Source organism: Thiofilum sp. (assembly GCF_016711335.1).
In the GTDB taxonomy this organism is placed as follows: domain Bacteria; phylum Pseudomonadota; class Gammaproteobacteria; order Thiotrichales; family Thiotrichaceae; genus Thiofilum.
The window spans coordinates 1,344,004-1,368,649 of the sequence record NZ_JADJTF010000001.1 but is presented as its reverse complement, the minus strand read 5'-3'; the positions used below and the strand labels follow the sequence as shown (position 1 = coordinate 1,368,649).

Sequence of the window (24,646 nt, the reverse complement as noted above, 5' to 3'; positions counted from 1 at the left end):
GGTATCATAATGATTTAATACTCAAACGCTAGTTTCCTTAAGGAGTACTTGGCTTTAGAGCGATAACTTCGCATGATACGGCTTTGAATACAGCTCTTATCTAACTCTATGCTCCCTACTATTCAGCTCATTGCCTTTGATGTATTTGGTGTGATTATTACCGATGGTCATTTGGTATCACACGGTTTAATGCCTCATTTACCTGCTACTACTAGCAAAGCGCAAGTTAAACCTTTCTATGATGCCTATACTAGCGGGCATATCTCAGAAGCCGCTTTTTGGCAAGGTATTGACCTTTCAATTGAATCACAAATACGCCAGCACTTTTTAGATGTATTTGAATTAGATGAGGATTTAGAGCTAGTCACCCAAAAGCTTGGGCACTATTATCGTTTAGGCATTCTCTCCAATCTCGGTTGGGAGTGGTATCAATTATTAGAGCAACGCTTGCAGTTTAGCGCCCCGTTTGAGCCGCGCATTATTAGTGGTACGGTCGGCTGCCAAAAGCCCGAACCTGCTATTTATCAGTGTTTAATAGCGGCTAGTAAGCTTGCAGGTGAGCAAATTGCTTTTGTTGATGATCGACTAGAAAACTTAGCCGTCGCAGCGGAGCTGGGTATGACCACGATTCACTATGCACGAGAAAAAGATGATTATCCTTTTGAGCCAATCTATACCATTAAACGTTTAGGTGAGCTAGTACAAAGGTTCCCGTTCTAATTTTGCCTGATTAATCTCATCCTCTAACCCCCATTGATAAGTTGAGAAGCGTTTTTGACATCCTCCTCGCCCTAAAGGCATAGGTATCTACACAAGTCAGTTAAAGGAAGGGGCTTTACGGCTGTTTCGGTAAATAATGGAGCTAAGCGCTGCTTATCAGTGCTGAGTAGGCTCAATGTCCTGAGCTATCTTTTCCACCTCTTCAAGGGTGAGCTTAAATAAATCAGCAATAGCTTGATAAGACATGGCATTTAAAGCGATTAATTGTTTTACTGCGTTGTGAATACGTTGTTTTTCTTGCCTAAGCGCCTCGTCTTTTTCATTTAATAAAGGCTCTAACTCACTACGAGTTTTAGTTATTCCTTCATTAATCCCATCCTCTAGCCCCCATTGATAAGTTGAGAAGCGTTTGTAATCTACTTGAGTTAGCATATTTTTTGCCTCCAACAGTTGAGCATGTAAGTCTCGATTATCCGCTAAAGTTTCTAACATTTCATAATAATTGCGGAAGCGTTGTTCATCCTCACCGGATAATTGCTTTAAACGGGTCACAATATAATTGACCACCTCTTGTGCAGGACGTTGCTTAAAATCGCATAAGATGGCAAGGATTAACGCTTCGGGTGTGTCTTGAGCAATCAACACTCCACAATCCACCGTGTGCATATCGAGTGTTGCATAGTGGTAGGTAAATTGAGGCAGTACTAAGGTATTGGGCATAGTCAGCCGCTGTTTACCAATATAGACCAAATATTGATAAATCGGCTCGTCAGGATATGCCATTAAAATATCACTGGCATAACGCAACATACGCACCGACATAGTGGAGTCATTAGCGTTTTGAATCTCAACGTGCAGGATAAACGACTCACCCGACTCACGTTTTTTCATACGCGCAACCATATCGGCACGGCGTACTTCAATGCGTTGTTGCTCAGTTTGTAAGAGTTCTACCGAATTTCTATCCACATCCAAATGCAGCAGAATATTAGCAATATCAGCCGCTAAGAGTTGGAGTACGTCTTTACTAACAATATCTTTTTCAGCCATGACCAGTACTCTGGAGTGAGGTGTATTAAGTATAACAGCCGAGGTGGTCAATGGTGGGGCATCCTTTACTCACCTCATGAGAACGAGGTGCTTAATAAACCCTCGCTCCTAAGTTAATTCTATTTTATGCTGTAAACTTACCTTGGAGTAAAAATTAGTTTGATAGACTAAAAAAATAGTTGACTCTCAGAAAAACGATCTATATTATACGCCCCACATTTAGCAGTTCCTCGATAGCTCAGTCGGTAGAGCAAATGACTGTTAATCATTGGGTCACTGGTTCGAGTCCAGTTCGAGGAGCCAACAAATTCAAAGGGTTGCAAGCACATACTTGCAGCCCTTTTTTGCTTTTGGCGTTTTACGGTGTACTTTTGGCATTTTGACTCCCTCAAAAATATTATCTTGAGGTGCTAGGGGTAGCCAACCAGTGATTACCCTACTTATTTGTATCTGTTTATCTGCTTGGGCAAACCTCTGAGATATTAATACTGCGATACCATGAGAGGCATTTAGGGTGAGGGCTTTGACCGCTGCGCAGTGTGTCACGGTCGGTCAGGCGCTGCTCCGCGACGCGCCCGCCAGCCCGTAACCCCCTGCGCGGCTACTGCGCTCCGCTGACCTGACCTGTTTAGCTCACTGACCTAGGGCAAAACGAAAACCCACGAAGTAGTCACGGTCGTCGGGCGTGCTCCTGTAGCGGTTAGCAGAACGGCAGTACCAGCCGCTGTAGTACCACGAACCACCGCGCAACACACGATACGTTTTCTGCTCCGCAGCGAGGTAGTTGTCACTGTAGTTGCTGGCTGTCCATTCCCATACATTACCAGCGGTGTCATATAGACCATAACCATTAGCGGCATAAGAGCCTATGGTGACAGTCTTATCAGAATCTTTGCACTCATCACCCCATTTGCCATAACGTGCTTGAGTGCAAGCAATCTTGTTAGTCCCCCAAGAGTAGGCAGAATTCTTGCCACCCCGTGCAGCATATTCCCACTCGGCTTCGGTCGGTAAGCGATAATTTTTACCCGTCTTCTCATTGAGCCACTTTAAATAAACCTGTATATCATCCCAGCTCACATTAATCACTGGACGCTTGCCCCGCCCCCAGCCTTCATCTTCAGCATGAGGGCAAACCTTAGCCTGTTCACACGCATCCCATTCATCAAAGGTGACCTCGTATTTGCCGATTTGAAAAACGTCTACTTTGACCTCACGAGCGGGCAATTCATCACTAGGACATTCTTTTAAGCCCTCTACGAGATCGCGCTTTGGCACACAACCCATCGTAAATGTGCCAGCGGGAATAGTGACCATTTCTGGCTCAAAGGGTAAACGCTCTGGTTTTATTGGCTCAGTAGGTGGTTTAGTGACTACTACGGGTGCAGGTGCTTCAACTGCTGCTGGATTACTTTGCACTGCTGGTACAGAAGGCATAGGCGCGGGTTTATCTCTATTGATGAACACCCATCCTGCGCTCGCTAATACCACCACACCTACACCACTTAAAAGCCATTTATTCAAGCCGCCCGCATCAGCTTTAACCACTTCTAACTTCTTAGGCGGTGGAGTATGTGAAGTACTCACCCCCAAACCTGCCAACTCACCTTCCGTCTCTTGAATCAAAGCATCAAGGCGAAATTTCTCCTCCACCCGCGTTTCCGTATCGCGTTGCAAATACAGCTTGCTTAACTTCTCACTCAGAATAGCAATGCGTTGTTGATTAATAGCTTGCTGTCGAGACTCTAACTCTTGTGCATTGATCTTAGCCTGACGTTTCAACTCCGCCTCGCGCTTTAACGCTGCTTCTCGTTGTGCCTGTTCAGCCGCCAAGCGTTGAGTCTCCCGCTCCTGTGCAGCTTTTGCCTCAGCTATCCGTTTAGCCTCTGCCTCTTGCCTTGCCCGTTCCTCTTCCAAACGCCGCTGCTCAGCCTCACGCGCCAAACGCTCCCGCTCCACACGCTCAGCCTCAATCCGCTTCACCTCATCCTCATGCTTCGCTGCCATTAATAGCGCATGTACCTTTTCAGTAATCGCACTAAACGCCTCCTCCAGCTCAAACGAACCCAAAGGATAAGCAGACAGTGGCTTATTATCCTTCACCGCCCCCTGCAAACTCGCCAACCACGGCACGGTTTTCCACGCACACGGACGCACAATCACCGGAACAATGCGCAACCCTTCCTGCTCACGACGCTGCAAAAATTTAGGAATCTCTTGGCGCGTCACAAACTCCGAAGCCAAAAAATCACTGCTCACCAACAAAATCGCTACCCGTGCTTGCGCTATCGCATTTTCAATCGCAGGCAACCAACTCGCCCCCACCTCAATCTGACGATCATCCCAAATGGCAAATTCAGTATGCAGTTGCAACACCTGCAATTGCTGACGCAGCGCATCTTTCCACGCTTCGTCTTTATGGCTGTAGCTAATAAAAATATCGGTCATAGCAAGCGGTCGATTAGGGGTGACGAGAGGAATGATACCGAATTTTTAACTCAATAGGGGTAGGTATTTTGAGTTATAGAATTAAAGAACAGGACTGATAACAATGATTATGCTAGAAAGCAGTACCTACTCTAAGACTGTTGGCAAGCGAGTAAGTACTACTTTTGAAGTGATTAAACTAAATCAGCTACTAAGGACTGGCGGGTTGCCTCACTCACCGTAATCGAGTGAGTGTAATTAGCATGATCCACACCCATATGAATTGCTGCACCATTCAATGCCGCTTGGCGCATACCCTGACTTAGCTCAAAGCGCAAAAAGTGCACCGCAGCGGTTTTTTCATCCGTTTCACGCGGTAGATCTTCATTAGCAATGGCAATCACCTTGTCAAAGCCCTCGATCTGCACCCACATCTGGCGCTCAATCCCAATCAACTGTCCGAGCTGACGCTTGCGTTCTTCAGGATTAGGAAACTCCAGCATAAAGGTAGCTTTCCAATTCGAGCCATCGGGAATCAAAGGATTATAAGCCGCTAACTCATCCTGAATCCCTTCCGCTTCAAAAATACGCTCAATACGCAGCATCTCTTGAATCTGGTATTGAATGGTTAAGCGATCTTCAAAATACAAGGTAGCATTAGCCCCTAGATGCACTTTACGCGCCGCTTTATGCTCTAACACCTGCTTTCTAAAGGACGGACGCGCTACTGAATACTGTTCTAAGCTCATTAAATCCGCACGAGATAAGGCTTGCATAGCTATTCTCCTATAAACCATACGCAATGCGTAACATAGTTAAGGGATGCGTGGGGGCTTTCGCGGTAGTGTCAGGTTCTTTTTGTTGTAGACCATTTTCAATATGATGCCCTGCCATCGGGCAATCACTGGCGTAATAATCCGCTTTGGCTTGTTGTACCTTAGTCACTACCGGACGACAGATTTTCATCGCCGTTTCATGGAACTCTTGTTTCACTGCATAGGTTCCATCATGCCCTGAACAACGCTCAATTAAATCAAATTTGGTATTCGGCACTAATTCTAATAATTCACGCGTTTTATACCCCAAATTCTGTACCCGTAGATGACAAGAAGCGTGATAACTGACCTTACCTAAGGATTGTTTAAATTCAGTCTTTAGTTGTCCGTCTTTATGGCGCAGCATCAGATATTCAAACGGGTCAAAGATGCGCGTTTTCACTAACTGCACATCAGCATCATGCGGGAACATTAGGGGTAGTTCTTGCTTAAACATCAGCACACACGAGGGCACAGGAGCGACAATATCCCAGCCATCGTTAATAAGCTGCATCATCGCAGGAATATTGACTTCTTTCGCCTTAGCCACCGCCTCTAAATCGCCTAACTCAAGTTTAGGCATACCGCAGCATTGCTCTTTATTGAGTAAAGTGACCGGAATTTGATTATGTTGAAAGACTTTGGCTAAATCTTCGATGATATGGGGTTCGTTATAATTACCGTAGCAAGTGGTGAAAATAGCTACTTTGCCCGTAGTACGTCCAGCGGGTGTCACAGGTAATGAGGTATCCCTCAAAGCTTTGACGTAATGACGCCCTTTTTTACTGTGGTAACTGGGAATTTTAGCATTCACATGCACGCCCAGCACTTTGGCTAAACCTTTGCGGAAGGTAGGATTTTTATTAGTCGCATTCACTACCTGAGACACAATGGGTATGCCTGCAAATGTCCCCATTAAATCGGTGGAGCTGAGAATTTTATCGCGTGTGCTGGTTTCACCCTTTTTGAATTTCACCGCTTTGGCCCTTAGCATTAAGTGCGGGAAATCTAAATTCCATTCATGGGGTGGCACATAGGGGCATTTAGTCATATAGCACAGATCACATAAATAGCAGTGATCGACGACTTTCATATAGTCCGACTTAGCCACTCCATCCACTTCCATAGTGCTGGAATTATCGACTAAATCGAATAAAGTAGGGAATGAATTACACAGGCTGACACAGCGCCGACAACCGTGGCAAATATCGAATACCCGCTCTAATTCTTTATTTAAAGAGTCTTCATTATAGAAGTCGGGATTTTTCCAATCTAAGGGATGACGGGTAGGGGCTTCTAGACTACCTTCGCGTTTGCTTATAGCCATACAACATACTCCTGCTGACGCGTGATAGGCGAGTGTTAGACTCGTTTAGAGAGGGTTATAGCCAGTGCTATAACCCTTAGAGAGCACGATGCTTAGGCGTCTAGAGCATCTAGCGCTTTTTGGAAGCGATTAGCATGTGAACGCTCGGCTTTAGCTAGCGTTTCAAACCAATCAGCAATTTCATCAAAACCCTCTTCACGCGCATCTTTTGCCATGCCGGGGTACATATCGCTGTATTCATGCGTTTCACCCGCAATAGCGGAGCGCAGATTATCTGCTGTTCCACCAATAGGTAAACCTGTTGCAGGATCACCCACGGCTTCTAGGTACTCTAGATGACCATGAGCATGTCCAGTTTCACCTTCAGCGGTAGAACGGAATACAGTGGAGACATCGTTATAGCCTTCAACGTCGGCTTTGTTAGCAAAGTAGAGATAACGGCGGTTGGCTTGGGATTCGCCTGCGAAAGCATCTTTCAAATGTTGTTCGGTACGGCTACCTTTCAGTTCCATAATGAATCTCCTCTTGTTAGCGATTATGCAAAGCGGGCGCTAATGCCTATTGAAAGCTTTAAGTGAGTAAAAATGAATTAAGCTTTCAAGTCTACTTAAAATTGAAATATATAGGATTAAGCAGTGGTCTATTAGCTAGTAGGACTGTAAGCATTCTAGCCAATGAAATCCAATAGAATATATTGGATGCAATGATCTATTTTACAAAAATAAGAAAGGACTAATATAAAAGTTTTGAACCCAAAATAAGCCTAAGCAGAGCATGCTTAGGCTTAAATCGTAAACAACATAGAGCCTAAAGTTAGCCGTAATAAGCGGGAATCTTACAAGCCCCCGGAATACGACCAAATCCAATTAAACGATTACGCCAATAGCCTTTAATTTCAGCACGCTCAATACGCTTGCCCGCTCGCGGCGCATGGAGAAATTTATTACTGCCTAAATAAATGCCCACATGACTAATGCGTCTACGCTTTGAGGTATTAAAAAACACTAAATCACCGCGCATCGCTCGATTAGGTGGTACTTTAGTAGAAATAGCATACTGATCAGCAGCAGTACGGGGGAGTACCACGCCTGCTCCGGTTTTCATTGAATACTGTACTAAACCACTACAATCAAAGCCATTTAAAGGACTTTCTCCTCCCCAGCGATATTTTTTGCCAATCTGATTACTACCCACCTGAATCACACGCTCAGCGGGATCGATATGCCCACGTGGGGCGGGAGCCGTTCTAGCTCTGGCGACATAACGGCCGGTTTGAACAAAACGACGTGTTTCAGCACTAGCACTATTGGCTACTGGCTGCTGAGATGATGGTACATACTGGCTAAGCGTATTAAGCACTGAGCCATAACGATGTGAAGCAAAGTTATTACTTTTGAGAGTACCTAAACGGGAAGCTTGTTGGAAACTGGCTTGTACTTTCACACTATGATGCACACTAGCCGCGTAGCTTACCCCACTTAAGCCCCCTGCTATGATCAGCCCCATCGCTAGGAGCTTATTCACATGAGAACAAACACTACTCATTAACTGAATTCCTCAGAACACGGGAGAAATCCTTTCTCACTTAGTTGTTACGCTATTCCTGCATGCCCAAAATTACCGCTTTTCCCTAGCCCATACAATATAAAAATGGAAAATTGGCGGTATTTATTACCTAACCAGTCTAATAGCTAAATCCATCACCTATCTGATTAGTTTCTTACCACTAAACCACCGATGTTTTATTGCTAAGCCTCATTTAATCACTGCTCTATAAAAACAGGGCTATTTTTAGACTAAAAAATCCTTATCAGGTTATGCCACTTCAATGATTTCAAAGTCGTGCGTCACTTCAGCCGTTTTACTAAACATGATAGAGGCGGAGCAATATTTTTCAGCCGACAGCTTAATCGCACGCTCGACTTTTTCAGGGCTTAGATTTTTGCCTGTGACTACAAAATGTAGGTGCATCTTAGTGAAGACCTTGGGGTCGGAACTCGCACGTTCTGCGGATAATTCTACATGACAATCCGTCACTTGCTGACGGGACTTTTGTAAAATCATTAGTACATCAATGGAGGAGCACCCCCCCAAACCTAGTAGCAACATCTCCATCGGGCGCACCCCTAAATTGCGCCCCCCTACTTCAGGTGCAGCATCCATAACCACCGAATGACCGCTTTCAGACTCCCCAACAAAACTCATATGGTCTAGCCATTTGACGCGTGCTTTCATACTGTTGCTCCTCGTTGCTGTAAGGTTTGCTCAATGGCATCCCACATTAAAGCGGTAATATTATCCCCATATTGCGCTTCTAATTCGCGCACTCCCGTAGGGCTGGTGACATTAATTTCAGTCACATAGTCACCAATCACATCTAAGCCCACGAACATTAATCCCATCTCAATCAAAGTAGGTGCAATAGCATTACAAATCGCATACTCACGCGCAGTTAAATCGACTCCAACCCCTTTGCCTCCAGCAGCTAAATTCGCACGCGCTTCACCTTCGGCGGGAATACGTGCCAACGCATGTGGATAGGGTTTGCCGTTAATGATCAAAATACGCTTATCGCCTTGCTTGTATTCGGGTAAAAAGCGTTGCGCCATTACAGTACGTTGCCCGTAGTGAGTAATAGTTTCAAGGATCACATTTTGGTTGGGATCACCCGCCTTGATTTGAAATACCTGTGAGCCACCCATGCCATCTAAAGGTTTCACCACAATAAATTGCTGCTCCGCAATAAACGCTTTAATACGTTTCATATCACGGGTGACTAGAGTCGGTGGGCAAAACTCAGCAAACCAAGTCGCAAATAATTTTTCATTCGCCGCTCTAATACTATCAGGGCGATTGACCACTAAAGCTCCTTTGCGAGCAGCCATTTCAAGTAAGTAAGTGCTATACACATACTCCATATCGAAAGGCGGGTCTTTGCGCATCAGCACTACATCAATAGTGTGTAGTGGCACAGTAATAGGCTCACCTAAGCTATAAAAAGGGCTAGCGGTTAAATCAATGCTAAAGGGCGTAAGCTCGGCATACACCACTCCCTCACGCACGAATAAATCACGCGGTTGACAATAATACAGCGTCAAACCGCGTGCTTGAGCCTCGCGCATCATGGCTATAGTCGTGTCTTTTTTAATATTTAGACTTTGAATCGGGTCCATCACAATGGCGACCGAGTACTTTAAAGTACCAGTACTCATCAGACACTACTCCTAGAATTCTGCTTTAAGATCACGCGTGATTAAGGCTTTGACTGCATCCGCAGGCGCTAAACCTTGATATAAAATACGATACACTTGCTGACAAATGGGCATTTCCACGCCAGCGCGTTCGGCTAATAAGCCAATCGAATGCGCCGATTTAGCGCCCTCTACTGCTTGACCAATTTCAGCGATGGCCGTCTCTAAATCTTTACCTTGCCCCAAGGCTAGACCTAAGCGTCGATTACGCGATTGATTATCGGTGCAAGTAAGTACTAGATCGCCTAAACCGGCTAATCCCATTAAGGTTTCTGGTTGAGCGCCGAGTACTTCACTCAGGCGTTTAATTTCGGCTAAACCACGAGTAATAATGGCAGCGCGTGCATTCGCACCATAGCCCAAACCATCGGAAATACCCGCTGCAATCGCCAACACATTTTTAATCGCGCCCCCTAGCTCCACACCTATAACATCGGTACTGGTATAAACACGATAGTTATTAGCACTAAAGGCTTTAGCAATGGTTTTTGCAAGTACTTGCGAGTTAGCGGCCACGGTCATCGCGGTAGGTAAACCACTCGCCACCTCAGCGGCAAAGGTAGGACCGGAAACGACTGCATAATGTTGGCAAAAGGGTAACTCTTCTATTACAACTTCGTGGAGTAGCTTACCTGTGTCTAGCTCAATCCCTTTCGTAGCCCAAATAATCGCATCTTGGTCAGTCAATAAGGGCTTTAAGCGTTGTAATAAAGAACGCATGCCATGACTCGGTACTACGATTAAATGGTAATGACTAGACTTCGCAACCTTGGCTAAATCAGCATTAGGTGTGAGATAGGAAGGCAAAGGAATAGTGGGAAGATAGCGCTTATTTTCTTTTTCAGTTTGCAGTACTTGGATATGCTCTGGACTAATATCCCATAATTGTACTGCAATCTGATTACGCGCTAATTGGAGTGCCAGTGCAGTACCCCAAGAGCCTGCACCATACACTGCGATTGATTGAATAATATCCACTTAGCGTCAAATAATTAAGCTGGTTGAGCTTCAGTAGTACGCTCCATTTGCTCTTGCAAACGACGTACATATAAAGCATCGAAGTTAATCGGTGAAAGATGTAATTCAGGGAAACTACCTTTAGAGACTAAGCCTGCGATCACTTCACGCGCATAGGGGAATAAAGTATTCGGGCAATAAGCGGCTAATAAGTGATTCAAATGTTCAGGAGCATATCCGGTAATAAAAAATACACCTGCTTGTTTAACTTCGACTAAGAAAGCAGGTCTGCCATTACTTTTTACGGTAATAGTCAGCATTAGCTCTACTTCGTAATTATTGTTTTGCAAGGTATTAACATGAGTATTGAGATCTAAATCGGTATCAGGGTCCCAAGTCTCGGTAAAGACGCTAGGCGAGCTAGGTGCTTCAAAAGACACATCTTTTAAATAGATGCGCTGAATAATAAATTGTTGTTCTTCTTGTGCGGCGGCAGTATTGGTATCGCTCATGTTGTAAACCCTGAGTGTAGTCATTGTTGTTAAATTAAATCATGATGCAAGGGCTTGATTAACCCATGCCTTAATCTGTGAAGTATTCATCGCGCCTGAAACCCGCGCCTTTTCTTGCCCGCCCACAAACAGCACCATAGTCGGAATACTACGAATACCAAACATAGCACCTGCTTGTTGATGGGCTTCGGTATCGACTTTCGCTAAACGTACATGGGGTGATAATTGCGCGGCGGCTTCGGCAAAAGCGGGGGCCATCATGCGGCAAGGCGCACACCAAGGCGCCCAAAAATCCACTAAAACGGGCATTTCATTGCGACTAATGTGCTTTTGTAATTGCGCAAAATCTAGCTCTATGGGCGTGCCCGTCAATAATACTTGCCCACAAGAGCCGCATAAAGCTTGATCGGCGGGTTTATCACTGGGTAGGCGATTGGTTTTTTGACAATGCGGACATACCACTAACATGATGTTAATCCTAATAATTGATCGAGTTCACCTGAGCGCTCTAAGGCAGCCATATCATCATAACCACCAATAGAACGCTCACCGATAAAGATTTGTGGAACGGTATTGCGTCCGCTAAGCGCTTCCATTTCAGCCCATAGCTCGCCATCATTACCCACATTAATCTCAGTAAAAGGTACTTGCTTACGGTTTAATAAGGATCGCGCCCGCATGCAGTAAGGGCAGAAACGGGTAGCATACATTTTAACCGCAGGCAGTGTACTCATTACTTCTTACTCACAGGCAAATTGGCACTCTCCCAAGACGTAATACCTCCTGCCAAATTATTGACATTGGTAAAGCCTTTCTTAGTCAAGGTATTGGCAGCCATGGCTGAACGATTACCGGAACGACAATATACTAATATAGGTTGATCTTTGAATTTTTCCAGTTCGCCCACGCGAGTAGCTACTTGCCCTAGCGGAATATGACGTGCACCTTTAATTTTGCCAGCACTTACTTCATTACCCTCACGCACATCAATGACAATAGTATTATCATCATTGAGTAGGCGTACCGCCTGTGTGGTGTCTAATTGCTTATATTTGCGAGTCAAGCGATTAAACTCTAACCAAATGGTAAACCCCAAGACCCCAACAAACCCTACCACCAGTAGTAAATGATTTTGCACAAATGCTACGTACTCGTTCACAACACTATCCTGTTAGCTAAAATGTCCCTAAAGATATACATACCCGCGCTCATGGTAAAGCATAACAATACTTTAGCCTGTAATTACTATGCGATACCTGAATGCTAATACTGAGTTTAACGTTTAACCGCTGGGGTGCAGAACACCTCTTGCATCATACTAATTAAACGTAAAGTACGGTAATCACCGACCTTATAAAACACTTTATTAGCGTCCTTGCGCGAGGTTAGAATACCTTTATCACGCAAAATGGCTAAATGTTGTGAGATATTACTCTGCGAAGTGCCCACATTCTCAACAATATCTTGGACGTTGACTTCATCCTCACCTAGGACACATAAAATTTTGAGGCGCAAAGGATGAGAAATAGCCTTGAGTGAGCGCGATGCACGATCAATATCCTCATCCTTGCCTAACATATCGAATGGTAAACTATAATCTTCCTGCATCATGGTACTTAATCTTTAAAAGAGGTGGATAATTTAAAATTACTTCTTGTCTAGCATCAGAATATTACTATGATCCAATATTAACATAACCTAATAAGAAAACTTAGATTTTACCAGTAAAATAATGGGGGAATACCAGATAGGAATAGATGTTTTTAAAACTTGCTAAGGCTAGACAAAGCACTAGAAGCTACTTATTATGCAAAATGCGACTGCTGATCGTATAACATCACACCAATTATTAACTGTGACCAGCCGTGAACATTTATTTACAACGTTTGCTAGTACTCAACATCATCTTATTACCTTTAGTAGCCTATCCGTTTATGGCGACTGCTGCCCCTACGGATACACAGTCTATTCAGCGCGATATTCGACAACTAGAGGTTACTTTAGATAATACCAAAGATCGCTATCAAAATCTGACGGATGAAGTCACTCAATTAGAGAAAAAACTCAGTGATATTGCCACTAACTACCGCAAAACTGAGCTTAAAATTGAGGCTGCTCAACAACGCTTACAAGAAGCGAATACTAAAAGCGCAGCTCTAGACCGTGACTTAGATGAACAAAAGGCCGCTCTAGCCGAACAATTACAAGCGATGTACACCACCGGCGGACAATCCCATCTGCGTCTGCTGTTGCGTGAAGATGCCCCCTCCGATATTAGCCGCAATTTACGTTATTTTAACTATCTTAATGAATATCGTATGGAGCGCATTGAACGCCTACACAAGACTCGCGCTGAGCTTTTAACCTTACGTGAAACCGCCCATACAGAACAACAAACACTAGCCGAATTGTCTAGTACACTTAAAAACCAACAACTACAACTCCAAGCCACACTCAATGAGCGAGAAGGCAAATTAACTACACTTAAGAGTGATATGCGCACCCAGTCGCGCCAATTAGCTAAACTTCAAGCAGAAGAAGCTCAACTGCAACGCACTATCGAGCGTCTTGCCGAACAACGCGAACAAGCCGCATTAGCTGCTCAAGCAGCCGCTAAAGCTGCTCCCCCCCCTACTTCGGTCAAACAAACCACTAAAGCAACCCTAGAAACCTTGATGGGGGCAGCAACACCAACACCTACTCCCAAACGCACTCAAACTAATGCTGAGACAGTGAGTTATAGTAATAATCGCCCTTTTACCCAACTGAAAGGTAAATTGGCTTGGCCCACCAGTGGGCGCATTCTGCACGCCTATCGTTCTAGACGAAATGAAAAACTACAATGGAATGGTGTAGTGATCAAAGCAGAGGGCGGCGCACCTGTACGCAGCATAGCAGCGGGTAAAGTCATTTTTGCGGATTGGCGTCCGGGTTATGGGCATGTGATTATGGTTGAACATGATCGTAACTACATGAGTCTCTACGGTTATAATCGCGTACTTTATAAAAAGGAAGGTAGCCTGATTAAAGCCAATGAAGTGATTGCCGCCGTAGGGAACTCAGGGGGACAAAACCAAAATGGTCTTTACTTTGAAATTCGCAAAGGGGTGACCCCAATGAATCCGGCTATTTGGTGTCGCTAAGCACTTGCGAGTATGATAACTGAACTTACTTAAGCAGCTTTAGATTTAGTAAACTATCCTGTACTTTAAATCCATTATTGAATAGCAGAGCTGCTACTATTAATAACAGACAAGGGTGGGTGGCTAGCGCCCCTTAGAGAGAATTAAATTTATGCAATCACAACGTCTCGTCCTCGGCACTTTAATAGGCGTCTTATTAGGTGTGACCGCAACGGTAAGTATCAATGTATTTGCCTTTAAACAAAGTGCAGACGATGCTGCGGTTATGCCGCTAGACGACCTCAAAAAATTCACCGAAGTGTATAGCCGCGTTAAAGAAGATTACGTCGAACCCGTCAAAGACAAAGAACTTATCGGGAATGCGATTCGTGGCATGTTAACCGGTTTAGATCCTCACTCTGACTATCTCAATGAAGAAGAATATAAAGAGCTTCAAGTCGGCACGACGGGTGAGTTTGGTGGTTTAGGGATTGAGGTCGGTATGGAGGATGGCTTTGTTAAGGTCATTTCCCCTATTGATGATACCCCGGCTCAGAAAGCAGGTCTTGAGGCAGGCGATTTAATTATTCGGCTCGATGACAAACCTGTTAAAGGCATGTCACTGAATGATGCAGTCAAAATCATGCGTGGCAAGCCTAATACCGATATTAATTTATTAATAGTGCGAGAAGGTAAACCTAAACCCTTTAAAGTCACTATTACTCGTGCCGTTATCAAGGTAAATAGTGTTAAACAACGGGTATTAGAACCCGGCTACGGCTATGTGCGCATCAGTAGCTTCCAATCTAAAACCACTGACTCACTGAATGAGGCTATTGCTGCTTTACAAAAAGATAATAAAGGTGCTTTACGTGGTCTGATATTGGACTTACGGAATAATCCGGGTGGCGTATTAAATGCGGCGGTGGGTGTATCCGATGCCTTCTTGGATGCAGGTAAAATTGTCTACACCGAAGGGCGTGTTGAAGATGCCAAAATGGAATACAGCGCTCAAAAGGGCGATATTCTTAATGGCTCGCCCATTGTGGTACTGGTCAACCGTGGTTCAGCCTCGGCTTCTGAGATTGTGTCTGGTGCACTTCAGGATCATAAGCGTGCTGTCATCGTTGGGCAAAAAACCTTTGGTAAAGGTTCAGTCCAAACTGTATTACCTTTAGACGAAAAGACCGCGATTAAAATCACTACCGCACGATACTTCACCCCCCTAGGACGCTCCATTCAAGCAGAAGGCATTAAACCTGATATTGAATTGAAAGCGCTCAAGGTCAGTGCTGATACTAATGCCAATGAAGACTTGGATCTCTTAAGCGAAGCCGATTTAAGCAAGCATTTAAGTAACCCTACGTTAAAAGCCGCTAAGGAAGCCGATGAGGCTTTAAAAGAAGAAGAGGCAAAGAACAAACCGGCTGAGCCTACCAAGGATAAAACTACCGGCAGTACTACGGATAAAGAAACGAGCCAGCCTCAGACTGATGCCTCTAAAGCGGATCAGGATAAGCCCTTAGCGGAGACCGATTACCAGTTATTTGAAGCACTTAATATCCTAAAAGGTATTGATCTTGCTACTAAACGCAATAAAGACGCTACGCCCCCCGCTAAGACGCTTTAATGAGTGATTTAACCCATTTCAATGCTCAAGGCGAAGCTCATATGGTGGATGTCGGTGCTAAAGCAGCGACCCACCGTATAGCGATTGCCAAGGGCGAAATCCATATGCAACCTACCACCTTAGATAAAATTTTGGCAGGTGAGCATAAAAAAGGCGATGTCTTAGGCATTGCCCGCATTGCAGGCATTATGGCGGCGAAACGGACGGCTGAACTCATTCCCCTCTGCCATCCTCTCGCTTTGACCCATATTCATATCGATTTTATTCCTGAAAGTAGTCCCCACACGCGAGTATCCTGTTCGGTGCAAGTAGAAACGACAGGACAAACAGGCGTTGAAATGGAAGCTCTCACCGCCGTGAATGTCGCTTTATTGACTATTTATGATATGTGTAAAGCCGTGGATAAGGGGATGATATTGAGCAATATTCGTCTGGTAGAAAAACAAGGCGGGCGCTCAGGTCACTGGCAAGCAACCTGAGTCTCTAGTAAACGCACATTAAACACTAAGCCGTCTTAGGCTGGGTGTAGAATAAAATGGGCGTAATATCAATCGCATCTCCCAACACTTCTTTAGCATGACACACCGCTTCGGTGCGCTCGCGGAAAAAGCGCTCTTCACCAATATGAGCCGTTAAACCAGAGCGCTGGAACGCTTTACACACTGGCATTTTTACCCGTGCTAAGTAAAACTCTATGCCCAAGCCTTTTAAACGGTCAGCAACACGAATGAGCATTTCCTCTCCAGTTGAATCCACCTGATCGACTGATTCCATATCGAGCACTAACACTTTCATTTTCGGCTTCTGGGCGACACTATTGAGTAGTTTCCCTTCTAAATAGCCTGAATTAGCGAAATATAGATCCCCATCAAAACGATAAATACCTACCGTCTCACTACTAACTAAGTTATGGCGATTAATATCTCGTAAAGAGCCGTCTGGATGCCGTGATACTTCAGCAAAATGCGGACTCATAGTGCGATATAAGAATAGCCCTAGTGACAATAACACCCCAGCCATAATCCCATACTCTAGATGTGGCGCTACCACTAAGGTCGTAATAAACGTGACAATACCCACGATTCCATCATGATAAGTCACCTTCCATGCATGACGTAATGGCTCAAACTTAATCAACCCTAGTACCGCAATCATAATGACAGCCGCTAAGGTCGCTTGAGGTAAGTGGTATAACCAGTCAACAAAAAATAATAACGTTAAAGCCACTAATAACCCTGTGACTACCGATGAAAATCCGGTACGTGCTTTGGAAGCATAATTGACCGCCGTGCGCGAGAAGGAACCAGAAACGGCATAACCTTGAAAAATACCTGACACCATATTAGCCAACCCCTGCCCCACTAACTCTTGATTAGCCGATAGTGGATGGCGAGTTTGCGCAGCAATAGACTTAGCAATAGAGATAGCCTCCACAAAGCCTACCAAAGCAATAACAAGACCAGAGGCAATTAATTGCACTAAATGATGCGCAGAAATGCTAGGAATACTAAGTTCTGGTAAACCAGCGGCGATTTTACCCACCACTTTACCCCCCATTTCTTCATAACCTGTCAACATCGCTAATACAGTTGCTATCACTACTGTAATAAGAATATTGGGTAATTTAGGGGCATAGCGCCGTAACACTAGCAGTGTAAATAAAGAAAATCCCGCCATCGCTACGGTCGGCCAGTGGGAATGACCTAATGATTTAATCGTGTGCCATACCACCTCATACTGATGCTCAAGGTCGGGGATTTTTAAGCCAAATAATTTGCTTAATTGTGAGGAAGCAATAATCAGCGCAGCGGCATTGGTAAAACCGACAATTACTGGATGTGATAAGAAGTCGACCAATACGCCTAACCTCAACAGCCCCAGTGAGAGTTGGATAACGCCGACAATAAGAGCTAAAAAGGCTGAATAAGCAATAAAGGTAGTAGGATCAGGATTTGACCCCAACACTCCCTGCAAAGCAGCAGCCGACATTAATGATACCACCGCCACCGGACCGGTCGCTAAATGGCGTGAGGAACCCAATACTGCTGCAATAATGACGGGTAAAAACGAAGCGTACAGCCCTACTTGAGCAGGCAAACCCGCCAGCGAGGCATACGCCATCGACTGCGGAATGAGTACTAGAGCAACACTTAAACCTGCTAAGGCATCCGCTTTTAGCACACTGAATTGCTTTAGCTCACCAATCCAGCTTAAAAAAGGGGTGAACCGCAACGGTATATCTTTAAATAACTGATATAGCCAAGCCAAAGGAAATCTCCTCCATCTCATATAAAAATAGCCTCTAAAAGAGGCTATTGAGTTGGAGCTATATTAGCACTTACCTCACAACTGTCAGTATCACTTTAAAGATAGGTAACTTACTCTACTGTCACCGATTTCGCTAAGTTACGTGGTTTATCGACATCGGTTCCTTTCAGTACAGCTACGTGATAGGACAATAACTGCAAGGGAATGGTATAAACAATCGGGGTTAGTAATTCCGGCACATGCGGCATTTCTAGTACGTGTAAATTACTCAATGCTTGAATATGCGCCTCTTTATCCGCAAACACATACAGCTCACCACCACGCGAACGCACTTCCTCTAAATTAGACTTTAATTTCTCTAATAAAACGGTATTAGGCGCTACCGTTACAATAGGCATTTCACTATCGACTAAAGCCAGCGGACCATGCTTTAACTCACCCGCTGGGTAAGCTTCGGCATGAATATAAGAAATTTCCTTAAGCTTTAATGCCCCTTCCATAGCAATGGGATACATTTCACCGCGCCCTAAAAATAAGGCATGGTGCTTTTCTAAAAAGCGCTCGGCTAATTGCTCAATCGCATCATTCAGATTTAAGGTTTGCTCAATTAATAGAGGTAGCTGGCGTAATTCATTACTTAATTGCTCTACTTTACCAGTATCGCCACCCTTAGCTTGAATTAGCAGTCCTACCAATAATTGCAAAGCTGCTAATTGAGTAGTAAAAGCTTTTGTTGAAGCCACCCCAATTTCAGGTCCTGCTATCGTCATTAAAGACCAATCAGATTCCCGTGTCAGTGAACTCTCAGGTACATTGCAAATAGTCAGCGAGGCTAGGCAACTTTGCTCTTGTTTAATTTTTTCTAGTGCGGCTAAAGTATCGGCGGTCTCGCCGGATTGAGAGATGGTAATGACTAATTGATTTTTACGCGGTGCTTGGCGACGATAGCGATACTCACTAGCTACCTCAATTTGGCAAGGAATATCAGTTAAGGCTTCAATCCAATAACGCCCTACTAAACCCGCATGAAAGCTAGTACCGCATGCAATGATCTGGATCGACTCTACCTGAGCCAGACGCTCTTGTACTTGCTGCCCTTTAATAGCACTCCACTCAATCCCATTCGCCCCAATCCGCCCCTCTAAAGTAGCCGCCAATGCACTAGGCTGCTCAAAAATTTCTTTGAGCATAAAGTGGCGATATTCACCCAAATCAGACGCAAATGAGCTGACATTAGATTGCTTAACCGGACGCTCTACTGGCTCATTATTACTATCAAAAATTTCAATGCCATAACGCTTTACCCGCGCTACATCGCCATTTTCTAAATAGATAAAGCGCGAAGTCACTGGTAATAAGGCTTGAATATCGGAGCCAACAAAATTTTCGCCCAAACCTAAACCTATAACCAACGGACTGCCTTGACGCGCGACGATTAAGGTTTCGGGATCATCATGCGCGATGACGGCAAAACTATAGGCTCCCGTTAATTGAGAGCGCGTATTAAGCATTGCTTGCAGTACGTCATCGCCCTTTTCTAAGCAACGATTGAGTAAATGTGCTACTACCTCAGTATCGGTTTCGGAGGTAAACACATAACCTTGTGACTTAAGCTCAGCTCTTAGCTCTGCATGATTTTCCACAATACCGTTATGGACTAAGCCGACACGCTCGGTACTAAAATGCGGGTGTGCATTATGCTCGGCAGGTACGCCATGAGTGGCCCAGCGCGTATGAGCAATGCCGATATGTCCTTCAATAGGTTCAGATTGGAGGCGCTCTTGTAAGCGGGCTACTCGACCTAAAGCCCGACTACGCACTAACTTACCTTGTTGATCAATCACCGCTAAACCTGCGGAATCATAACCACGATATTCAAGGCGACGTAATCCTTCAAGTAGGATTTCAGTGACGGGACGTTGCGCAACTGCACCAACAATTCCACACATTACTTTGGCTCCTTAACTGGGCGTTGCCAGTTTTCAATCGTTTTTTGTGGGGCGCGAGTGAGTGTTAATTGATGAGGTGGGGTATCTTTAGTAATTGTAGAACCCGCACCAATCGTCGCACCCTCGCCCACTTTCACTGGGGCTACTAATTGGGTACATGAACCAATAAACGCATCATCTCCAATAATGGTTTGATGCTTATTAACACCATCGTAATTGCAGGTAATCGTACCTGCACCTATATTAACATTCGCACCTACTGTCGCATCGCCAATATAGCTTAAGTGACTCACTTTACTGCCAGAACCAATATAAGCTTTTTTAGTTTCCACGAAATTGCCAATTTTAGCCTCCGGCTCTAAGACCGTACCCGGACGTACCCGTGCAAAAGGCCCAATATCACAATCGCGTGCAATCACTGCTGATTCAATCAGGCTATTGGCTTTAATATGGCAAAAATCACCAATAGTAGAGTCTTTAATAATGCAATTGGGTTCAATGACGACATTCTTTCCTAGTACCACCTCTCCTTGCAGTACCACATTGACATCGATATAAGTATCGATTTGTGCGCTTACTTTGCCACGAATATCCAGACGAGCTGGATCTACAATAGTGACGCCATTTAGCATTAATTGCTCTACTTGACGCTTTTGCGCTACACGTTCTAATTGGGCAAGCTGAATACGATTATTTACGCCCTCAACCTCTTGGGAGTCCTCACATAACACGCTACTGACTACCCAACCTTCTGCAACGGCTAAACCTACACAATCGGTTAGATAATACTCACCTTGAGCATTTTGAGGCGTAAGTTGTTTCAGCCAACGCTTCCAATCGCTCGCTCGTGCCGCCATAAAACCCGTATTAATCTCATTAATTAAACGCTGCTCGTCATTCGTATCCTTTTCCTCAACAATGGCTTTTACCTTGCCCTGTGCATCGCGCACAATCCGTCCATAGCCTTTAGGATGAGGTACTTTAGTAGTTAGGACGCATAAGGTCGCTTGCCCTAAGCCTAGACATAACTTATTTAAGGTTTCGGCACGAATCAGCGGAACATCACCATAAGCGATGAGCACTAGATCACTATCCTCAGCTAAATCAATAGCTTGCTGCACAGCGTGACCTGTACCTTTTTGCTCAGCTTGTAGCGCCCATAATAGCTGTTTTCCTACTACTTGTTGTTTAACTTGTTCGCCTCCATGTCCGTAGACAACTGCTATTTTAGTCACCGTTAATTGCTCACAAGCATCAATCACATGCTGCAACATCGGTTTACCCGCAATAGGATGCAATACTTTAGGCAAAGCAGAACGCATACGAGTCCCTTGACCCGCCGCAAGAATAATAGGAAATAACTTCATCATGGATTATAGTCAGCGCTTAATGAATAAATGAGTTAAAGATAATAATACTAAAATTAGGCTAGGCCCTATGCTGCTGTCATTGTAGTAGATTTGTAGCTTAATAAATGCGAATTATATAGCACTCTATTCAGCTTACTCCCGGTAAATTACCACCTGTCGGAATCATCCCTATTGTTTGAACTTATTCAGGAATAATTTTCTGCAATCATTTTTGTGTGTGCTAAATAGAAGGAAGACGCTATGTCCGATTATCGATTACAACTACTTTATGGCAACACCGCAATGGCTGATCATGCTCAACAAGTACAACAGGCGTCAGTAACTTGCCCTCATTGTAATACGAAAGGTGGTTATGTTGCTCGTGTACATCGTAGCTGGTGGCAACGGCTATTCTTTCCTAGTCGCAAACGTTTTTTATGTATGGAATGTGATAAAGAATTTTGGGCTAGCGAGAAAACTAAATAGCCTGATAACTAAAAAGCGACCCAAGGGTCGCTTTTTAATTTAGTAGCACCTATCAGATTAACGACGGTTTTTACTAATACGCTGTAGCATTTCAATTTGTGCTTTGGCTGCTTCTAGTTCGGCTTGGAGCGCTTCATAGTTAAGATCTTCGGGATCTTTACCTGCTAACGCATCTTCAGCACGTTTTTTCGCCTCTAAAGCGGCTTTTTCATCAAGATCATCCGCACGAATCGCCGTATCAGCTAATACTGTGACCACGTAGGGTTGAACCTCAACAACACCACCTGAAACGAACAAAGACGCAGCATCACCATTTTCCGGCTTATAACGTAACTCACCGGGGCGCAGTGGCGAAATCAATTGTGCATGGCGGGGGTGAATACCTAACTCACCCATAACACCCGGCACACTGACTTCGTAAACGCTACCAGAAAATAGCTTTTTTTCCGCACTTACTACATCAAGACGTATAGTCATTGCCATAAGAATACCTCCTCAGATTAGAGTTTCTTGGCCTTTTCTATAGCCTCTTCGATGCTACCGACCATATAGAACGATTGTTCTGGTAGAGCATCATGCTCACCGCTCAGAATCGCCTTAAAGCCTGCAATCGTTTCTTTCAAGGTTACGTATTTACCCGGAGAACCTGTAAATACTTCCGCAACGTGGAAAGGTTGAGATAAGAAACGTTGAATACGACGCGCACGTCCTACCACTTTCTTATCTTCATCAGACAATTCATCCATACCTAGAATGGCGATAATGTCTTGTAATTCTTTATAACGTTGCAGAACACCTTGTACACCGCGAGCCACATTATAATGCTCTTCACCGATTACTAGAGGATCTAATAAACGCGAAGTAGAGGCCAATGGGTCAACCGCAGGGTAAATACCTAACTCAGCGATATTACGTGACAATACGAGTGTCGCGTCTAAGTGAGCGAAGGTAGTAGCAGGTGATGGGTCTGTTAAGTCGTCTGCTGGTACGTATACCGCTTGGAAAGACGTAATAGAGCCAATCTTGGTAGAAGTAATACGCTCTTGTAACGCACCCATCTCTTCAGCTAGTGTAGGTTGATAACCTACCGCAGAAGGCATACGCCCCAAGAGAGCTGATACTTCAGTACCCGCTAAGGTATAGCGATAAATATTGTCAACGAACAATAATACGTCACGACCTTCGTCACGGAAGAACTCCGCCATAGTCAAACCCGTTAAAGCCACCCGTAAACGGTTTCCAGGAGGTTCATTCATCTGACCGTAGACTAGGGCTACTTTGTCCAGAACGCCACCTTCGGCCATTTCGTGATAGAAGTCGTTACCCTCACGAGTACGCTCACCTACCCCAGCGAATACGGATAAACCAGAGTGTGCTTTAGCGATATTGTTGATCAGTTCCATCAGAGTAACGGTTTTACCTACACCCGCCCCCCCGAACAGACCTACTTTACCACCCTTAGAGATAGGCATAATTAAGTCAACAACTTTAATACCCGTCTCTAAAATTGAAACCCCACTCGCTTGCTCTTCGTAGCTAGGAGGAGCACGGTGAATAGGCCATTTTTCAGTAGCTTCAACGTCGCCTTTCATGTCGATTGGAGTGCCCAATACGTCCATGATACGACCTAAAGTGCCTCTACCTACTGGTACAGAAATTGGTGCACCAGTATTTGCAACACCCATACCACGACGAAGACCATCGGACGCACCCATGGCAATCGCACGTACTACACCATCACCTAGCTGGGTTTGAACTTCTAAGGTCAAACCACCTTGATCGGCAACGGATAGGGCATCGTATACTTTCGGCACAGAGTCACGCGGGAATTCCACGTCAACAACCGCACCGATTACTTGAACGATGTGTCCAGTACTCATTAAAACAGTACCTCTTAAATTTTACTTTCCAAACAGCTTATACCGCTGCCGCACCCGCGACAATTTCTGAAATCTCTTGCGTAATCGCAGCTTGACGTGCTTTGTTATACACCAGTTGTAACTCATGAATGAGATTACCGGCATTATCAGAAGCACTTTTCATTGCTACCATCCGCGACGCCATTTCAGAGGCCACGTTTTCAACCACACCTTGATAGATGAGAGACTCGATATAACGTTGCATCACTAAATCAATTACTTCTTTAGCGTCTGGCTCATAGAGGTAATCCCAGTGATACTTAATATCCTTTTCTTCAGCCGCTACCAAAGGTATCAGTTGAGTTACTTTAGGCTTTTGGGTCATGCTGTTAACGAATTCGTTCTCAGCCAAATAGAGACGATCAATACGACCCTCTTCATAAGCATCAAGCATCACCTTAATCGTACCGATTAAATCAGCCAATTGAGGAGCGTCACCTAAGTGAGTTTTTTCAGCGACTAAGCCATAACGACGAAAGGCATTGGCTGCTTTAGTACCAAAGACAGCAAGATCCACTTCAACGTTTTGTTGCTTCCACTTAGCAATATCTTGTAAAGCGGTTTTGAATAAGTTCACATTCAAACCACCGCACAAGCCACGATCCGTAGAAATAATAATATAGCCTACACGCTTCACATCACGCTCTTGGGTAAAAGGGTGACGATACTCTAATTGACCATTGGCAATGTGACTGACGACCTGACGCATTTTCTCTGCATAAGGGCGGGTAGCAATCATACGCTCTTGCGCACGGCGCATTTTGGAGGCTGCCACCATCTCCATTGCTTTAGTGATCTTCTTAGTGTTCTTAATACTCTTGATCTGAGTCTTAATTTCCTTAGCGCCTGCCATGGGACTTACCT

At 44.6% G+C, this 24,646-nt stretch carries 25 protein-coding genes and 1 tRNA gene; 6 read left to right on the top strand and 20 right to left on the bottom strand.

Features of this window, described 5'->3' with window-relative positions; translation table 11 throughout:
- The first annotated feature begins 108 nt into the window (after positions 1-108).
- Positions 109-720, top strand: a complete 612-nt coding sequence (locus tag IPL34_RS06445) for an HAD-IA family hydrolase (protein ID WP_296839384.1) — start codon at positions 109-111, stop codon at positions 718-720.
- A gap of 156 nt (positions 721-876) precedes the next feature.
- Here IPL34_RS06445 and IPL34_RS06440 read toward each other — a convergent pair whose 3' ends face one another.
- Positions 877-1,770: a hypothetical protein gene (locus IPL34_RS06440; RefSeq protein WP_296839379.1), complete on the bottom strand. Its 894-nt coding sequence runs from the start codon at positions 1,768-1,770 to the stop codon at positions 877-879.
- A 227-nt stretch (positions 1,771-1,997) separates the two neighbouring features.
- On the opposite strand from IPL34_RS06440, the gene IPL34_RS06435 reads away from it, so the two are divergent.
- Positions 1,998-2,073, top strand: a tRNA-Asn gene (locus IPL34_RS06435).
- A 330-nt stretch (positions 2,074-2,403) separates the two neighbouring features.
- Here the strand turns inward: IPL34_RS06435 and IPL34_RS06430 are convergent.
- From IPL34_RS06430 to IPL34_RS06370, 13 genes are all read right to left on the bottom strand, one after another.
- The gene (locus tag IPL34_RS06430; RefSeq protein ID WP_296839374.1) at positions 2,404-4,218 is read right to left on the bottom strand and encodes an SUMF1/EgtB/PvdO family nonheme iron enzyme; all 1,815 of its coding nucleotides are present in this window, start codon (positions 4,216-4,218) and stop codon (positions 2,404-2,406) included.
- A gap of 173 nt (positions 4,219-4,391) precedes the next feature.
- Entirely contained in the window at positions 4,392-4,973 is a 582-nt protein-coding gene (locus IPL34_RS06425; RefSeq protein WP_296839368.1) for a DUF3501 family protein, read from the bottom strand.
- Positions 4,974-4,983: 10 nt separating this feature from the next.
- Complete coding sequence (locus IPL34_RS06420) at positions 4,984-6,339, bottom strand: heterodisulfide reductase-related iron-sulfur binding cluster (protein ID WP_296839364.1); 1,356 nt, start codon at positions 6,337-6,339, stop codon at positions 4,984-4,986.
- A gap of 92 nt (positions 6,340-6,431) precedes the next feature.
- Positions 6,432-6,851 carry a rubrerythrin family protein gene (locus IPL34_RS06415; RefSeq protein WP_296839357.1) on the bottom strand — a complete coding sequence of 140 codons (420 nt, stop codon included), beginning with the start codon at positions 6,849-6,851 and terminating at the stop codon, positions 6,432-6,434.
- A gap of 301 nt (positions 6,852-7,152) precedes the next feature.
- A complete protein-coding gene (locus IPL34_RS06410; RefSeq protein WP_296839352.1) occupies positions 7,153-7,884 on the bottom strand; it encodes a C40 family peptidase in 732 nt (243 codons plus the stop codon).
- Positions 7,885-8,154: 270 nt separating this feature from the next.
- A complete protein-coding gene (locus tag IPL34_RS06405) occupies positions 8,155-8,574 on the bottom strand; it encodes an OsmC family protein (RefSeq protein ID WP_296839349.1) in 420 nt (139 codons plus the stop codon).
- Positions 8,571-9,551, bottom strand: coding sequence for a glutathione synthase (gene gshB / locus IPL34_RS06400; protein WP_296839347.1), 981 nt, complete (start codon positions 9,549-9,551; stop codon positions 8,571-8,573). Before gshB ends, IPL34_RS06405 begins: the two co-directional genes overlap by 4 nt.
- 12 nt (positions 9,552-9,563) lie before the next feature.
- A complete protein-coding gene (locus IPL34_RS06395; protein ID WP_296839345.1) occupies positions 9,564-10,568 on the bottom strand; it encodes an NAD(P)H-dependent glycerol-3-phosphate dehydrogenase in 1,005 nt (334 codons plus the stop codon).
- A 14-nt stretch (positions 10,569-10,582) separates the two neighbouring features.
- Positions 10,583-11,059 (bottom strand): protein-export chaperone SecB, encoded by a 477-nt coding sequence (gene secB, locus IPL34_RS06390; protein ID WP_296839343.1) that lies wholly within the window; start codon positions 11,057-11,059, stop codon positions 10,583-10,585.
- 39 nt (positions 11,060-11,098) lie between these two features.
- Positions 11,099-11,527 (bottom strand): thioredoxin TrxC, encoded by a 429-nt coding sequence (trxC, locus tag IPL34_RS06385; protein WP_296839342.1) that lies wholly within the window; start codon positions 11,525-11,527, stop codon positions 11,099-11,101.
- Positions 11,521-11,784: a glutaredoxin 3 gene (gene grxC / locus IPL34_RS06380; RefSeq protein ID WP_296843044.1), complete on the bottom strand. Its 264-nt coding sequence runs from the start codon at positions 11,782-11,784 to the stop codon at positions 11,521-11,523. Before grxC ends, trxC begins: the two co-directional genes overlap by 7 nt.
- Before the next feature lie 8 nt (positions 11,785-11,792).
- A complete protein-coding gene (locus IPL34_RS06375; RefSeq protein WP_296839341.1) occupies positions 11,793-12,218 on the bottom strand; it encodes a rhodanese-like domain-containing protein in 426 nt (141 codons plus the stop codon).
- A gap of 116 nt (positions 12,219-12,334) precedes the next feature.
- A complete protein-coding gene (locus IPL34_RS06370; RefSeq protein WP_296839339.1) occupies positions 12,335-12,670 on the bottom strand; it encodes a metalloregulator ArsR/SmtB family transcription factor in 336 nt (111 codons plus the stop codon).
- A 254-nt stretch (positions 12,671-12,924) separates the two neighbouring features.
- Here IPL34_RS06370 and IPL34_RS06365 point away from each other — a divergent pair, with 254 nt between their 5' ends.
- From IPL34_RS06365 to moaC, 3 genes are all read left to right on the top strand, one after another.
- On the top strand, positions 12,925-14,202 hold the full coding sequence (locus tag IPL34_RS06365; protein WP_296839337.1) for a peptidoglycan DD-metalloendopeptidase family protein: 1,278 nt from the start codon (positions 12,925-12,927) through the stop codon (positions 14,200-14,202).
- 151 nt (positions 14,203-14,353) lie between these two features.
- Positions 14,354-15,811 carry a S41 family peptidase gene (locus IPL34_RS06360; RefSeq protein ID WP_296839335.1) on the top strand — a complete coding sequence of 486 codons (1,458 nt, stop codon included), beginning with the start codon at positions 14,354-14,356 and terminating at the stop codon, positions 15,809-15,811.
- A complete protein-coding gene (gene moaC, locus IPL34_RS06355) occupies positions 15,811-16,290 on the top strand; it encodes a cyclic pyranopterin monophosphate synthase MoaC (RefSeq protein WP_296839333.1) in 480 nt (159 codons plus the stop codon). Before IPL34_RS06360 ends, moaC begins: the two co-directional genes overlap by 1 nt.
- A gap of 25 nt (positions 16,291-16,315) precedes the next feature.
- Here moaC and sulP read toward each other — a convergent pair whose 3' ends face one another.
- The 3 genes from sulP to glmU all read right to left on the bottom strand — a co-directional run bounded on the left by sulP (position 16,316) and on the right by glmU (position 21,398).
- Positions 16,316-18,079: a SulP family inorganic anion transporter gene (sulP, locus tag IPL34_RS06350; RefSeq protein ID WP_296839331.1), complete on the bottom strand. Its 1,764-nt coding sequence runs from the start codon at positions 18,077-18,079 to the stop codon at positions 16,316-16,318.
- A gap of 110 nt (positions 18,080-18,189) precedes the next feature.
- Positions 18,190-20,028: a glutamine--fructose-6-phosphate transaminase (isomerizing) gene (glmS, locus tag IPL34_RS06345; protein ID WP_296839330.1), complete on the bottom strand. Its 1,839-nt coding sequence runs from the start codon at positions 20,026-20,028 to the stop codon at positions 18,190-18,192.
- A complete protein-coding gene (gene glmU, locus IPL34_RS06340; protein WP_366931022.1) occupies positions 20,028-21,398 on the bottom strand; it encodes a bifunctional UDP-N-acetylglucosamine diphosphorylase/glucosamine-1-phosphate N-acetyltransferase GlmU in 1,371 nt (456 codons plus the stop codon). Before glmU ends, glmS begins: the two co-directional genes overlap by 1 nt.
- 240 nt (positions 21,399-21,638) lie before the next feature.
- On the opposite strand from glmU, the gene IPL34_RS06335 reads away from it, so the two are divergent.
- Positions 21,639-21,863, top strand: coding sequence for a hypothetical protein (locus IPL34_RS06335; protein ID WP_296839328.1), 225 nt, complete (start codon positions 21,639-21,641; stop codon positions 21,861-21,863).
- A gap of 57 nt (positions 21,864-21,920) precedes the next feature.
- Here IPL34_RS06335 and IPL34_RS06330 read toward each other — a convergent pair whose 3' ends face one another.
- Genes IPL34_RS06330 through atpG form a run of 3 tightly spaced genes read right to left on the bottom strand, consistent with a single transcriptional unit; the run spans position 21,921 to position 24,635 of the window.
- Complete coding sequence (locus IPL34_RS06330; protein WP_296839325.1) at positions 21,921-22,346, bottom strand: F0F1 ATP synthase subunit epsilon; 426 nt, start codon at positions 22,344-22,346, stop codon at positions 21,921-21,923.
- A 17-nt stretch (positions 22,347-22,363) separates the two neighbouring features.
- On the bottom strand, positions 22,364-23,743 hold the full coding sequence (atpD, locus tag IPL34_RS06325) for a F0F1 ATP synthase subunit beta (protein WP_296839323.1): 1,380 nt from the start codon (positions 23,741-23,743) through the stop codon (positions 22,364-22,366).
- A gap of 37 nt (positions 23,744-23,780) precedes the next feature.
- A complete protein-coding gene (gene atpG / locus IPL34_RS06320; RefSeq protein ID WP_296839322.1) occupies positions 23,781-24,635 on the bottom strand; it encodes a F0F1 ATP synthase subunit gamma in 855 nt (284 codons plus the stop codon).
- Positions 24,636-24,646: the final 11 nt, after the last annotated feature.